Source organism: Pseudoalteromonas prydzensis, assembly GCF_001661495.1.
GTDB lineage: Bacteria > Pseudomonadota > Gammaproteobacteria > Enterobacterales > Alteromonadaceae > Pseudoalteromonas > Pseudoalteromonas prydzensis.
Map to the genome: position 1 here is coordinate 19,118 of NZ_BDDT01000013.1, position 15,556 is coordinate 34,673.

Below are 15,556 nucleotides of genomic sequence, written 5' to 3' on the forward strand. Positions count from 1 at the left end.
ATTTTTATAAATAAAAATTCCTAAAACGCCTCCTTCGTTCGTTTATAGATTTACAAAGCCAATAATCCGTCAGCTTTGGATACAACAACAACGAAGGGAATACGATGAACAACAAAACAGATTATAAAAAACATCTCGTTGCACTGGCTATTAGTAGCGCATTACTCAGTGGCAGTGCGCTAGCTGCAGCACAAAACTCACAGCCAAACGGCAAACAAAACAGTGAACAAAAAAAACTACTGGATCTTGAGCGCATCGTTGTCACAGGCAGTGGTGGCCGCGGACAAACCAAACTAGAATCATCAGTCTCAATCACCACCTTAGATGCAGAGCAACTTGCTCGAGAAGCCCCGCTTGGTACCGCTGATTTACTTGAAGCCGTGCCGGGTTTTTGGGTTGAAGACTCAGGTGGTGAAACCAATAACAATGTAGCGCCGCGCGGCCTGAGAGGCGGCGAAGGGTTTCGTTATATTGGCGTTGAAGAAGACGGCTTACCTGTGGTGTACGATGGCGTGTGGGTAGATTTTTATCAACGCCAAGATATTACCATCGAACATATGGAAGCTGTTCGTGGTGGTACGTCAGGCTTACTAACTACTAACGGCCCCGCGGCATTAGTTAACTTTATTACCCGTAAACCTGATGACGTTGAAGAAGCCACTATAAAGCTCACAACGGCCGATTATGGCATGTATCGCAGCGAATTTTTTTACGGCACGCCTATCAGTGATAATTGGAAAATGTCGGTAGGTGGTTTTTATCGCCGTTCAGACGGAGTAAGAGATACCGAATTTACCGCCGATCACGGTGGCCAGCTTAGGCTCAATCTTGTGCGCGAGTTTGATAAAGGTCAACTTACCCTCTCTGCTAAACATTTAAATGATCACACCACCTTCTTTGTGCCAATTCCGCTGCAAGATCAAAACAATCCCAAAGGTATTCCTGGAGTTGATCCGCAACACGGTACGTTAATTGGTAATGGTCAGCGCTTCTTAAATTACTTACAAGAAGATGGCAGCTACCAAACGCGCGATCTTAAAGACGGTCAGCACACTAAGTTTAGTACCTTAGGCTATAACCTTGACTGGGAGCTCAATGATCGCTGGTTACTTAACACCGCCGGGCGTTACTCAAAGTTTGAAAACGACATGTATATCTTGCTTAACTTTGACAACTCAACCTTAGTCAATGCCAATGACCGACTTGGCCAACAAGATGTACTGGCAATGCTTGATCAGTTTGCTGATGATGGCGCTGTAGCAGCGCAGTATCGTTATGTAGATAGCGGCGAAATGCTTAATGATGTGAGTAATTTAAATGGCAACGGCTTAGTTACGACTAGCTACCCGCTGTATTCTCGCTACGATGCAGAGCAGTTTGTTAATAAGCTTAACTTTACCTACGAAGGCGATAAACACACTTTCACTATGGGGTGGTTATTTGCTTATGTCGATGCCGATTCACTGCCTGTTGATAAATGGGAATCGCAATTTTTAACCGAAGTTAAAGACAATGCCAGATTACTTGATATTGTTGCTGTTGATGATAACCAGCAAGTGGTTGGTCAGCTCACCGACAACGGCTCAACTGGATATGCACCAGGCTGGGGGCAAGCGACAGCATTTGGTACTAGTACCTCAAACTCATTATTTATTAATGAGCAATATCAAGCAACTGACAACTTACGTCTGGATGGCGGTATTCGCGTTGAATGGCTAGAGCTTGATAGCACAGCATCTGGCACTGAGTTTGCAAAACCTGTTGATGGCGCATTTGATGCAAGTGGCAATGATGTAGATAACAACCTAGCTAATAACTACGTTGATACCACCTCAACAAAATATTTATCAAAACAACGTGATGAAACAGAAACCGCATGGACAGTGGGCTTTAATTACACCTTCGGTGACGATGTTTCCATGTTTGGCCGCTACGCTGATGCCTTTGAAATGCCACGCTTAATGAGTTATGGGCAAAACATTCATGCCGGTATTGATGCCGATTTTAATGACAGTGTAAACCTCACCTTTAGCGAACTTGGCGCTCGCTATTCAGGCGACACCCTAGGAACCTCAGTCACTTTATTTCGAACTAAATTTAATGACTTAGTAGAGCGTAACTTTACTGGTAGCAATGGTGAAGTCGCCAACCAAACCATTGACACCATCACCGATGGGGTCGAATTTGAGGCTGTTTGGCAAGCACTTGATTCATTGCAACTGGAATTAACCGGTGTGGTACAAAACCCGAAGATGGAAGGTTTTACCGGTGTGTTCTCACACTGGAATGGCAAGCAAGTTAAACGCACTCCCAAAGTGCAATTACGCCTAACGCCTACTTATTATTTTGACGATGGTGATGTCTATTTAACTGTGCATCATTTAGGTGAGCGCTACTCTGATGGCGAAAACAAATTTGAACTACCCGCTTACACCACCGTTGATATGGGTATCAATTATCGCTTCAATGACAGCGTTGCCTTACATGTTAAAGCCACCAACCTCAGCGATGAACTTGGCTTAACCGAGGGTAACCCGCGAGCAATTAACGATGTTCAAGCAGGCTATGACTATTACTACGCCAGACCCATTTTAGGGCGCACTATCAGCGCATCTTTAACCCTTAATTTTTAAAGTCCCCTTGCTAATTTGCGCTATGCCCAGTGCTGATTAGTTTAACCAAGCCCGCTATTGCGGGCTTTTCTCAGGAAGTTACAATGCCTCAACGCTATTTTGCTATATACCTACAAAGCAGCCTACTCTCACTGCTATTACTTATTACCCCCTACTTTGCATTTGCACAGATCACCCCAAAACCAACCAGCAGTCACTATAATCAAGGCAGTTTTAGTTTGGCTTACGATACTGAAATTCACTATAACCACAATGAAGCCAAAGCGGTCGCGCAGCAGTTTGCTGATTTTCTGCGCCCACCAACAGGCTACCAATTACCCGTAACGCAAGCGAATAACACCGTTAAAAATAGCGTGTTTTTTAAGCTTGTTGAGCGCCCTATTAGCGCTGAAGGCTATCAATTAATTGTTGAAAAAGAATTTATTGAAGTCAAAGCAAGTACTGCACAGGGACTCTTTTGGGCGATGCAGTCTCTGCGTCAGTTATTGCCCGAAGCAATAGAATCGCGGATGCCAATCAACCGCCAAAGCTGGCTTATTCCACAAGTTAAAATTAACGATGAGCCGCGCTTTAGTTATCGCGGCATGCATTTAGATGTGAGCCGACACTTCTTCGATGTGGCTTTTATTAAACGTTACATTGACTGGCTAGCTATGCATAAGTTTAATGTTTTTCAATGGCATTTAACCGATGACCAAGGCTGGCGTATTGCAATCGATGCTTATCCAAAACTTACCACCATTGGTGGCACCCGCCCACATACAGTAGTAGGCCATACTTATGATTATAAGCCACTGTTTGATAACCAACCGGTATCAGGTTTTTACACTAAAGCACAAATTACAGAAGTGCTTGAATATGCCAAAACACGCCATATTGAAGTGATCCCTGAGATTGATATTCCAGGCCATAGCACTGCAATCCTTGCCGCTTACCCTGAACTTTCATGTCATCAACAAGCCGTTTCGGTACAAGAAAAATTTGGCATTTTTGAAGATGTGCTATGCCCGCGTGAAGATGTCTTTGAGTTTCTAGCGGTAATTTACCAAGAAGTGGCGGAACTATTCCCGAGCCAATATATTCATATCGGCGGCGATGAAGTGATTAAAAAGCAGTGGCTGGCAAGTGCTGAGGTGAAAAAATTAATGCAGCAGCATAATCTTACAACCCCCGAGCAAGTACAAAGCTACTTTATTAAACGGGTCGCAAAAATAGTGCAAGCACTTGATAAAAAGGTAATTGGCTGGGATGAAATACTCGAAGGCGGGGTTGCAGATGATGCCTTGATCATGTCATGGCGTGGCACTGAAGGGGGTATTCAAGCGGCGAAAATGGGCCATCAAGTGATCATGAGCCCGTATCAATATATTTATTTTGATGCTTATCAATCACGTAATCTAGATGAACCCAAAGCAATTCATGGGTTGACGGGGTTGCAAGATGTCTATCAGTATGACCCTCAACCCAATGACTTAAGCGCTGAGCAACAAGCTTACATTATTGGCGCACAAGGCGCTTTATGGACTGAGTACATTAAAACCCCTCGTCACGCCGAGTATATGCTGTTTCCGCGGTTAAGTGCATTAGCTGAAACATTGTGGTCTAACAAAGACAATAAATCTTGGTCTGACTATAGCCAAAACCGCTTACCAGCATTATTTAAACGTTACCAACAGATGCATATCAATACGGCTAGTAGCGCCTACAAACCAGCTATAAGCAGCACAGTGATAGGTAATAATTTACAGGCAGAGATCAGCACCGAGATTGCCGGCATACGCATTTACTACACCTTAGATGGCACAGAGCCAACACTTTCATCAATGATCTACAAAGAGCCGTTAGTCATTACTAAAGAAACGCAACTGCGTGCAAAAAGCTATGCCGATGCAATCGGGCAGTTAGTTGGTGATGCCCGCCTTACCCTCAACCCACATTTGGCATTAACTAAAAAAATTACCCTTAGTAATACTGCTGCCGATGATTCAGCAGCCAAATTACAAGATGGCCAATTTGCCTATGATCAATTTTACAGCAGTGACGATTACGCTATTTTTTACGACACCGATCTTGAAGCGACCATTGACTTTGTAGAGCCCACCTTGGTGACGCAAGTTAAACTGGGTTACAACAGTGGACGCCACCGCCAACTCCACCCACCCGTAAAAATTCAAGTTATGGGCTCAAACGATCAACAATCTTGGCAAAACTTAGCTGAAGACAATAACCCGCAAGGACCATTATCTACTCTGGTATTTGATGGTGTGAAATTACGCTATTTAAAAGTCATTGCGATTAATAGTAAGCAATCTGATGACCCGCAAATCCCTAAGCTACCACTTTATATTGATGAGATTGCCGTAAACTAAAACCGCCCAAAGCCCTCATACTAATTGCGTATTTAGGGCTTTTTTTAGTTTTTCGTTCCCAAACAGTCCCCTAAAAGCGTTTATAACCTTAGAGTCAACTTGCAGTAAGCGCTCTACCGATAATAACAATGCTCAGGAGCCATTATGTTTGTGAAAAAACAAAAACTAACCACCGCACTTTCAGTATTAGCATTACTCACTGCGAGTCAATTTAGTAACGCCCAACCAAATCCAGATAACTTAGCATTAAATTGGCAAGTGATTGATCATGGTATTGGCGAAAATATCTTTATGGGTAGCCTCACTATTACTAACAATGGCCTAGAGCCTCTAGGGGAAAGTGGCTGGGCGTTATACTTTAGCTCAGTGCGCCCGCCAGCTAGCGTATTACCAAGTTCAGATCCTAATGGTGAATTGGCTCGCCAGCATATTGCTGCCCAACATTTAAGTCTCGATAATGCCGATACGGCAAAAAGTGGCGACTATTTTGTATTAAAACCTGTCGCTGGATTTACACCAATTCAACCTGGTGAGTCCCGTGAAATAGAGATCATCGCCCAATATTGGCAAATGCTAAAAAATGACTCTCCTTCAGGGTTTCATATTAGCTATGATAACCAAACACCTCAGGCGGTATTAGTAGATGTGTATATGGATCCAACTGATCCAAAGCAAACCACACAAACAGCAAACGATAATATGCCAGTGCAAAACAGTGCATTGCGATTTAGCGAAAACAGTGCGCCGCTTACTAATTTATCGTTACAAAACCAACTTGTTCCTCAGCCTCATTCGGTAGTAACCACTGACAATGAATTTTTAACCTTAATGAGTCAGCTAACTACAATTACAGCCTCAGCAGCGCTGACAAAAGAAGCCGTTTATTTACAAACCGCGCTAAGCGATATACTCAGTGGTAGCTTTGCCATTAATGCCAGCCAACAACATACTCCAAACCAAATAATGCTCCAGATTGATAGCAGTCTCGATACTGATCAAGACGGCCAAGCCAACACCAGCGGCTATAAACTTGAGATTGATGCTTTTACAGGCATCAAAATTACCGGTAGTGATGCGCAAGGGGTGTTTTATGGTATTCAAACATTACGCCAAATGATCCCCACTTCGGTGTATAAAAATGCGAAGAACTCAACAACTTTAGCTGACAATGCCGTATTACCCGCAAGTGTTATTCTCGATGCGCCCCGCTTTGCCTATCGCGGCATGATGCTCGATGTAGCACGAAACTTTCAATCTAAAGAAACGGTATTCAAGCTGCTAGATTTAATGGCTTTTTATAAATTAAACAAATTCGAAATTAACCTTGCCAATGATGAAGGCTGGCGTATTGAGATCCCTGGAATTCCTGAACTCACGGATTTTGGGGCCAAGCGTGGTTATGATCTTAACGAAGAAAACATGCTACATACGTTTATGGGCGCAGCCAATGAATTTGCAGCGGGTGATGGTATTGCCAATAAGCCAGCTAATCGCAACGAAGCAAATTTAGGCGTTGCTCCTAGCTTTCAAGGTTTTGAAGTTGCGCAGCAAAACTACTTAGGCAAAGGTTGGGGCTACTACACTGTTAATGACTTCAAAGAGATTTTACAGTATGCCGCCGACCGACATATAGATGTGATCATCGAATATGATTTCCCTGCCCATGCTAGAGCAGCCATTAAAGCAATGGAGCATCGCTTTAATAAATATAAAGACACCAACTTAGCAGAAGCAAACAAATATCGTCTTATCGATCCGCTTGATCAATCCAAATACTACACACCGCAATTTTATACTGATAACTTTGTTAATCCAGCGCTTGAGAGCACCTTTACATTTTTAAACCATATAATCAGTGAAACCCGCGCAATCTACGATGCAGTCCCAGATGCTAAGCTTACTCGCTTACATGGCGGTGGTGATGAACTGCCGCACTTAGGACCAAATGAATGGTGGGCTCAATCTCCTGCGGTACAACAAAATCCAAACACAGCAGGTAAAACTGATGCTGAATTGTTTGATTACTTTTTCTTACGTTGGAAACAGATCGTCAATCAGCATGGTTTTGATATGGCAACCTGGGGCGATGTGTTATCACATAATGGCACCGGCAACGTAAATTATGGCACCATCTACCCTATTTTTTGGAACAATGTATGGGGCTGGGGCAATGAGCATCAAGCTTATAAGTTTGCCAATCAGGGTTATCAAGTGGTGCTCTCTCATGCCACAAACCTGTATTTGGATTTAGCTTACAATAAACACCCTGATGAAATTGGCTATCATTGGGCGGGCTACACTGACACGAAAAAAACCTTTGAATATCGCCCGTTTAATATTTACGCCAATGCCGAAACTGACAAGCTAGGTAATCCTGTGCCTTGGAACCCAAACTGGATATTACTCAATGACACTGGTAAACAAAATATTCAGGGGATCCAAGCACAGTTATTTGGTGAAAATCAAAAGTCCCCCGAAATTTTAGATTACATGACCTTCCCTAAGTTACTAGGGGCAGCTGAGCGTGCGTGGGTGCAGAGCATGCCAGCCGAAGGAGCCGCTATGGAGCAAGCTTGGCAAACCTTCACCAATACCTTAGGGCAATACGCTCTACCACTATTGGACTATTACCAAGTGGTCGATATTAATGCTCAAATGCCAGCACAAATTGGCGTTAATTACCGCATACCACTACCCGGCGGCAATATTGAAAACGGTCAACTTATAGTGAATACACGATTTGTTGGTATGACAACAGAGTATTCACTCGATCAAGGCGCAACGTGGCAAAGTTATCAAGGTCCGGTATCGCTAACAACAACAGCAAGTGTACAACTGAGAACGGTAAGTGATTCTGGCAAAGTAAGCCGCGTCGCAACAGTTAACTAGCTAAGCAAACTGCACGTGGGTTGTACTTTTGGTGCAACTCACGTTGTACTATAAATGGAAGAATAGGATGCGTAGCCATGCCACCTTTATTGTCATTTAAACGAAAGAAAGCCGCAAACGAGGCTCCGGTGGCGGTACAAGCCGATGCCAAGCGCCGTCAGCAGGTTGAGCAGTTGTTTTTACAACAACAGCAAAAGTTGGTGCGCCATATTATGGCTAAAGGCCTTGATCAGCGTGAAGCAGAGGACATAGCACAAGAAGCATTTGTAAAACTGTTAGGTTTAGAAGATGCGCAAGTGAGTAACTATATTGCAGCTTATTTATATAAAATAGCCACCAACTTAACCATAGATAAGCTTCGTCGCAAAGCCCGCAGTCCGTTTGCGGAGCACACTGACGAAAGTGAACAAATGCCGCAACCTGGCAACAGTGCCAACCCTGAGAAGAATCACCATAACCAAGAGTTACTTAAAGAAATGGAAAAGTCCCTCGCCAGCTTACCAGACAAATGTAGACTGGCCTTTTTACTGTATAAAATTCGTGGTCAAAGTTATGAAGAAATCGCTTTGACCTTACAAATATCTCCCAGTATGGTACGAAAATATGTATTACGTGCAGTTCGTCATTGCTATCAACAGTTACAACATGAGCTTTGATCATGAGTTTTAAGGATATTAGCATGAACCCATCACCTGACGATTTAGCGATTATTGAAGAGCAAGCCGCTGATTGGCTGCTGTTATTAGAAGATCAGCAACTGTCTGTTAATAACAGCCAGCATTACCCAGCTCAGTTACATGATTGGTTGGCGCAAAGCGAATTGCACCGTGATATTTTTCAAAAAATGCAGCAACTATGGCAAGTATCCACCCAGCTAGATACCGATTATGTAGAGCAACAACTTGCGCAAATACCACCTGTAAACGATATCAGTAAACGTGCTGAAAAACGCTCTCGTATAGGCTACTTTGCCCTTGCTGCGGCGTTTTTCTTATTAAGCTTTACCGTATTTATTAATGTTGAACAACCCAGCAATAAGACAGTAACGGTTGCAAATAACAGTGCCGCAATGACCAATGTACAAAATCAGTTTTTTCGTACCACTATTAACCAACACCGTACTATCACCTTAGCTGATAATAGCCGAGTGGATTTAGGGGCTAATAGCCAGTTAGCGGTGCGCTATAGTAATAGCTCGCGAGAGTTAACTTTATACCAAGGTGAAGCACTATTTACGGTCGCTAAAGACAAACAACGACCCTTTATTGTGCGCCATCAGCAAAGCCAAGTAGAAGCGCTAGGCACCGTGTTTAATGTGCGTGCAAATCCTACATCTATTCGCGTTGATGTACTTGAGGGCACGGTATCGCTCGCGCAGCAGCAGGCAATTAAATTAACCCAAGGACAAGCCGCGCAAATAACTCAAACTGGCACCATTACGCGTAGCAAAGCACAAGGAGAAAACCTTACCATGGACTGGCAACAGGGTCGTTTAGTGTATCAAAATGCCCGCTTAGGCGATGTACTCAATGATGTTGCCCGTTACAGTGAGCTGAAAATAACCCTTGGCAGTCAACAACTCAGTCAATTTACTTACAATGGCACTTTGTTAACCTCTGAAATCGACTCATGGCTACACAGCCTTGATAAAATTTACCCAATCACGGTGACTCAACAAGGTAAAGAATATACGTTAACAGTTAACTAAATAGTAAGTTAGCTAAAAGTGGCATGGCATACGCGAGCTAAAAATGGTACAAAGTTTGGACAATAATAAAAATATTGAATCAAACCATGTTATTAAGCTTATTAACCAAGCAATTACCTTGGTTAATATTATTTAGTAGCTGTGTACATGCTACCACCGACTATCAATTTAATTTACCTGAGGCTACTTTGCAGCAGCGCATTCTTGATGTTGCCGCGCAAAGTGGTTGGCAACTTAGCGCCGCAGATTTAGCAGAGCCTACCCTCCTCCCCCCTTTACAAGGGCGTTTTACGCTTGAACAATTACTAGTTAAAACCTTTGCCAATAGCCACTATCAATTTACCTTAGACTCCACTCAACAGCGTATTTTTGTAACCCCAACAGCAGCAGATAAACAGAGCGAGTTTGAACGCATCATAGTTACTGGCGTCAGTGGTAAAACGCGTAATATTTTAAATTCGTCTATTTCAATCACTCACCTATCAGCACAGCAACTACAGCAACACACCCCGTACTCCAGCGCCGAAATCCTTAAAAACGTTACTGGCTTTTGGGTAGAAGATTCCGGTGGTGAAACCAATAACAATGTTGCACCGCGTGGCCTGAGAGGGGGTGAAGGGTTTCGTTTTATTAGTTTAATGGAAGATGGGCTGCCAATAACCTACGACGGTATTTGGAGTGATTTTTTTTTACGCCCAGATTTAACTCATCAAGCAATTGAAGCAGTAAGGGGCGGTAGCAGTGGTATTTTCACCGTCAACGGCCCAGCTGCTATGGTTAACTATATTGGTCGTCGCGGCTCAGAGTTGCCATTTAACTTAGTCAAATTGAGTCAAGCGCTAAATTATGACTACACACGTTTTGATGGCGTATTTAGTGGCCCCATTAATGAGCAGCTATTTTATACCTTTGGTGGTTTTTACAGAGATTCAAATGGCATTCGCGAACCGGGTTTTAACAGTGATTTAGGCGGTCAATTTAGCGCCCGACTAAGCTGGCTAACTGATGATGTAGAACTGGATTTTAGCTACAAACACTTAAACGATAAAACCAGCTTTTATGCCCCATTAGTCATGCAAAATCATGGCACTATCAAACAACTACAAAGCCTACCCTATGACTACGGCACACTGCTTAGCGATGATCTAAAATTATTGAATTTTCATACTCCAGAAGGCACGCGCCAACACGATTTAGACGATGCGCAACATACTTTAATGAACAGCTACACAGTACAATTTAAAGGGCTGCTGTCAGAACAATTGCAACTTAATAATATTACCCGTTACGCAAATTTAAGTAATCGCTTTTATACGTTAATGAACTTAGGCAATGACACCATCATTGATGCGAATAGCCGCTTACTCTTTGATGATGTAAACCAGTTCAAAAGTCATTTTGCAGATGCCACCTTGCAAGCCAAATACCAACGCAGTACAGATCAAACGTTAATTCAAGACCCCAGCCAACTTAATGGCAATGGGCTGATCACATCAAGCTACCCAATGTACTCTGACTATAAGCAACAGCAGTTTATAAATCATTTTAGTGTTAACTACCTAAAAGAGCATTGGTCAATCAGCTTGGGGCATATATACGCCCACAGCGATTTTAGCTCTCTTCCTTTAGATCAATGGCTTGGCCAATTACTTACCGACGTTAAACACCAGCCTGAGCGGCTTGATATTGTGCTGGTGGATCAGCAGGATAATGTTGTCGCTAATTTTACCGAGCAAGGCTTTTTATCTTATGCGGGGCCTGTGTATTTAAAAGGCCAAGGGCAGTCGCAGTCGCATTCTCTTTATGCAAGCTTAGACTGGCAAATAACCGACAAACTCAGGGTTGATTTTGCTCTACGCAATGAGCAGCTCAGGCTAAACAGTCACAGCCAGCAAGGGCAGCTATCAACCTTGAGCAATACAAAAACTTATTACTCCCATTACACTCAGGCAAGTTCACTAACTGATTCATTTAGTGAAAATGCCCTCAGTATCGGGGCCAACTACCAACTTAGTGAACAACTCGCCGTGTTTACTCGCTATGCTGACGCCTTCGAAATGCCTCGACTGATAAATTATGGCAATGCTCGCGGTTGGTCTAAAAACGATGAGCAACGTGCGCAGCAAAACTTTGGAAAGCCAATCAGCTTAACCTTGAGTGAAATAGGTTTACGCTACCAAGCACCGCACTGGCAGTTTAGCGGCACTGTTTTTGATACTAACTTTGATCCTCTGCCCTTTACTGTATACAGAGGTGCTGCGAGTGCCCAGCAAGCGGTGCTAATTAACACCCAAACCCAAGGATTAGAGTTTGAGTATAACTATCAGTTTAATCAGGCTTGGCAGTTTGCTGCGATAGGCGTGTGGCAGGATGCTGGGTTTTACGGCATTCCCGCGCAATTACCTCAAAGTAGATTTAATGGTAACCAAATTACTCGTACTCCAGAGTTGCAACTGCGCCTAACCCCTGAATATAGCGCAGGGCCACTAACGGTTGCTGTCACTTGGTTTTATGTGGGAGAACGTTATTCTGATATTGCCAATCAATTTGCATTGCCGGCTTACCAAACGTGGGATTTATTGGCAGAGTATGCAATGACAGAGCAGCTTAGTGCGCAACTCGAAGTGAAAAACCTCACCAATACATTAGGCTTAACGGAAGGCAATCCAAGGGATGACTTAAGTCATCAAGAACCGTTATTTTATGGACGACCAATATTTGGCCGTACCATAAAAGTGGCGCTCAGCTATCAATTTTAATTCGGCCAATCCTGTAGCGCTTTTAAGCTAAATTCATAATCATCAAAACTAAGTACGGTTTGCTCTGGGGTGATCTCCAGTACTCGTAAATCACCAACGCTATCGCCTTCGTAAAGCTCACGATTATTAAGCTTCACCCAGCGTTTATCTGGCGATGACGAATAAATATGCGCTTGATATTTAATATCAGGTATTAAGGCAAGCAAAGCATCCGGCAATAACTCAATTGGCTGGGCATAAGATGAATTTTTAGTACCTTGAGTAACTTGATGCGGCCTTGTGTCTTGCGTGTCTTCAATAGCACGGGCAAACGCATCTTTTAGTGCAGTTGGTACTGTTTCCAGTTCTTCATCACTTACCGTTGCAGCTGGTTTTGCCTGCTCGCGAGCAGGCTCCCCCATGGGTTTGCCTAATACCTTGTATTTACTCATATCAATATTGCTAGCGCTATTATTACTACTTGGCTGCATTTGCATGTTATTCGGGTTGTATTGCGGAGGCGTTGCATATACTTGCTGGTAGCCATTAGGCGTTTGCACTAGCATAGGCTGACCTTGTGGGTACGTAGGCATATTATTTACTGGCACTTGCACCCACTGATATTGCCCTGCAGCTTGTTGATATTGCTGAGGCTGAACAAACTGCTGCTGTGGTATAGGCTGCGTGCTGGCAACTTGCGTTGGACTCGTTTGTGTTGGATTAACTTGTGCGGGATTGGTTGGCGCAGGTGTAGATTGCTCAGGCTCGACAGTAGTTGGGGCTTTTTCAGCTGGTTCTACTGCTTGCTTATCAACATTCGTTACCACTTGCTCTGGCGCAGTTAAATAATTTGTCTGTAACCATTTACCAATTGAAAACCCCGCCATCAAAGTCAGTAAAAAAGCAACTAACAAGCCAAGCGAAATCGCAATAAAACGATAGCGCTGTAGCTCTTGTTGCTGTTTTAATTGCTCAGCGTTTCTGTCATGTGCAGACGCTTCGTCATGTTGTTCTGATTGTTTTAAGGCATCTAATAAGTACGACATATATGACCATTAATTAAAGAATAAACGACAAACCAATACCCAGACTGAGCACAGTTAAAAATGCCAACGGATAAAGCCAATTAAATGACGACTGCTGATCTATGCTAACGGCATTTAATGCACTGGGCGGTAACGCTTCTTGTGCAGAGCGCATTACTATATCACTATCAATCATAGTTAGCTGCTTCGAAAAAGCGCCCATTAAACAGCGTTCACATAATAAGTTTACCAAACGTGGAATACCTGCCGTCACTAAGTGAATTGTTTTTAACGCATCATTAGAAAACAACCCGCGATCACAGCCTGCCACATATAAACGGTGTTTAACGTAGGCAAAGGTTTGCCCCTCTGTTAACGGCAATAAATGATAACGAGCAGTGATCCGCTGCGCTAACTGGCGTAACTCATTACGTTTCAGTAAGGCTTGTAATTCAGGTTGCCCTACTAACACGATTTGTAATAATTTTTTATGATTAGTTTCTATGTTAGTGAGTAATCGCAGCTGCTCAAGTACATCAGGGGCTAGTAGCTGGGCTTCATCTATTATTAAAATAGTGTGTCCACCGGCGTGATGATTCGCTTCAAGGTGCTTTTTAATTGCATCCGTTAAGGTTTTTAACGTGGCATTTTGCTCATCGTACGCAATGCTGAATTCATCGCAAATACTCGCCAATAGTTCTAGCTGCGATAAAGCAGGGTTATGGATCAAAGCAACTTGCGTATTCTCAGGCAATTGCTCTTGTAAGCTACGGGTAAGGGTAGTTTTTCCTGTGCCCACTTCGCCAGTAAGTAATACAAAGCCTCCCGCCTCACCTAAACCATAGGTTAGATGAGCCAAAGCCTCTTTGTGACGTTCACTTAAAAACAAATACTGTGGGTTTGGCGCGATTGAAAATGGTTTTTCTGACAAGCCAAAGTAGCTTAAATACACCCTGAATTTCCTTACTGAGTAAATCAGCGCCTATAATGGCAAAAAAATGCGCTAAGTGAAAACCTTGTTAGCGTTTTATTAGTGAAATAACGTAAAATAGTTTGCACAGTTAATATTCAGGGTGAGTTATGCAAGTTTATTTGGTGGGTGGCGCGGTTCGCGATGAACTACTTGGGCGAGTTATTAAAGAGCGCGACTACGTGGTTGTAGGCGCAACACCAGAACAATTACTCAAACAAGGCTATCAACAAGTCGGAAAAGACTTTCCGGTATTTCTGCACCCTAAAAGCAAAGAAGAATATGCCCTCGCCCGCACCGAACGTAAACAAGGCCAAGGATATACCGGGTTTGTGTGTGAGTTCTCGCCCGATGTCACTTTAGAAGATGACTTACGCCGCCGTGATTTAACGGTTAACGCCATCGCTAAAGCGGAAGATGGCAGCTTAATTGACCCTTACGGTGGCAAGCAAGATTTAGATAATCATGTTTTGCGCCATGTATCCGAAGCATTTAGTGAAGATCCGCTGCGTATCTTACGTGTTGCGCGATTTGCCGCACGCTACCACTATCTAGGCTTTACCATTGCCGATGAAACTCAAGCATTATTAACCCAGATGATCAACCGTGGCGAGCTGAAAACACTGACCGCAGAACGTATTTGGCTAGAGTGTGAAAAGTCACTCGCGGATGGTGCATTTGCTGAATTTTTAAATATATTAGCGCAACTAGGGGCGCTCACCGCAATTAGCCCAGCTTTAGCAAGTAATTGGAGTAATGAGCTATACCAACAATTAAAAACCCGTTACGCATACGCACAAAGCCAAAATATAACGGATCAAGCATTATTGTTTGCACAAGCCTCCAGCTCATTAACCGCCGATGACATAAAAGCAATGAGCCAAACGATTCGCTTACCCAATGACGTACGCGATCTCGCATTACAACTCAATGCTCACCTTGCAACCTTAACAAGTAAAACAATTACCGCAGAGCAATTACTTGCCTGTTGTAACCAACTTGATTTATGGCGTCGCCCGGAGCGATTTGAAGCAGTACTTAAGGCAATTGAAATTAATCAAGCCGCCCCACTTGGCAATCAACAAAAATTATTAGCAGCAACCAACACGGCAAGAGCAATCAACCCGCAGCAATTTATTGCCCAAGGGATCAAAGGCGCGCAAATAAAAACCGCGCTAGAACAAGCGCGGTTAGAAGTATTTCAGCAATTTTTAAGTTAAGTAC

The 15,556-nt window shown here is 43.3% G+C and carries 9 protein-coding genes; 7 read left to right on the forward strand and 2 right to left on the reverse strand.

All coding sequences use genetic code 11. From position 1 onward, the window contains the following. Window positions 1-104: 104 nt before the first annotated feature. From A7968_RS17970 to A7968_RS17995, 6 genes are all read left to right on the forward strand, one after another. Complete coding sequence (locus tag A7968_RS17970) at window positions 105-2,633, forward strand: TonB-dependent siderophore receptor (protein WP_064667949.1); 2,529 nt, start codon at window positions 105-107, stop codon at window positions 2,631-2,633. Window positions 2,634-2,716: 83 nt separating this feature from the next. Next, a complete protein-coding gene (locus tag A7968_RS17975; protein ID WP_064667950.1) occupies window positions 2,717-5,002 on the forward strand; it encodes a beta-N-acetylhexosaminidase in 2,286 nt (761 codons plus the stop codon). Between the two features lie 144 nt (window positions 5,003-5,146). Next, window positions 5,147-7,891, forward strand: a complete 2,745-nt coding sequence (locus A7968_RS17980) for a beta-N-acetylhexosaminidase (RefSeq protein ID WP_064667951.1) — start codon at window positions 5,147-5,149, stop codon at window positions 7,889-7,891. 77 nt (window positions 7,892-7,968) lie between these two features. After that, window positions 7,969-8,547 (forward strand): RNA polymerase sigma factor, encoded by a 579-nt coding sequence (locus A7968_RS17985; RefSeq protein WP_064667952.1) that lies wholly within the window; start codon window positions 7,969-7,971, stop codon window positions 8,545-8,547. A gap of 23 nt (window positions 8,548-8,570) precedes the next feature. Then, entirely contained in the window at window positions 8,571-9,599 is a 1,029-nt protein-coding gene (locus A7968_RS17990; protein ID WP_064667953.1) for a FecR family protein, read from the forward strand. Between the two features lie 86 nt (window positions 9,600-9,685). Next, window positions 9,686-12,358 (forward strand): TonB-dependent receptor, encoded by a 2,673-nt coding sequence (locus tag A7968_RS17995; protein ID WP_064667954.1) that lies wholly within the window; start codon window positions 9,686-9,688, stop codon window positions 12,356-12,358. On the opposite strand, the gene A7968_RS18000 is transcribed toward A7968_RS17995, so the two are convergent. Both A7968_RS18000 and A7968_RS18005 read right to left on the reverse strand, forming a co-directional pair. Then, a complete protein-coding gene (locus A7968_RS18000) occupies window positions 12,355-13,383 on the reverse strand; it encodes a general secretion pathway protein GspB (RefSeq protein ID WP_064667955.1) in 1,029 nt (342 codons plus the stop codon). The two genes, A7968_RS17995 and A7968_RS18000, sit on opposite strands and share 4 nt — an antisense overlap. A 13-nt stretch (window positions 13,384-13,396) precedes the next feature. Then, a complete protein-coding gene (locus tag A7968_RS18005) occupies window positions 13,397-14,314 on the reverse strand; it encodes an ExeA family protein (protein WP_064667956.1) in 918 nt (305 codons plus the stop codon). 128 nt (window positions 14,315-14,442) lie between these two features. Between A7968_RS18005 and A7968_RS18010 the strand changes: the two genes are divergently transcribed. Further along, window positions 14,443-15,552: a tRNA nucleotidyltransferase/poly(A) polymerase-related protein gene (locus A7968_RS18010; RefSeq protein WP_064667957.1), complete on the forward strand. Its 1,110-nt coding sequence runs from the start codon at window positions 14,443-14,445 to the stop codon at window positions 15,550-15,552. The last annotated feature ends 4 nt before the right edge of the window (window positions 15,553-15,556 follow it).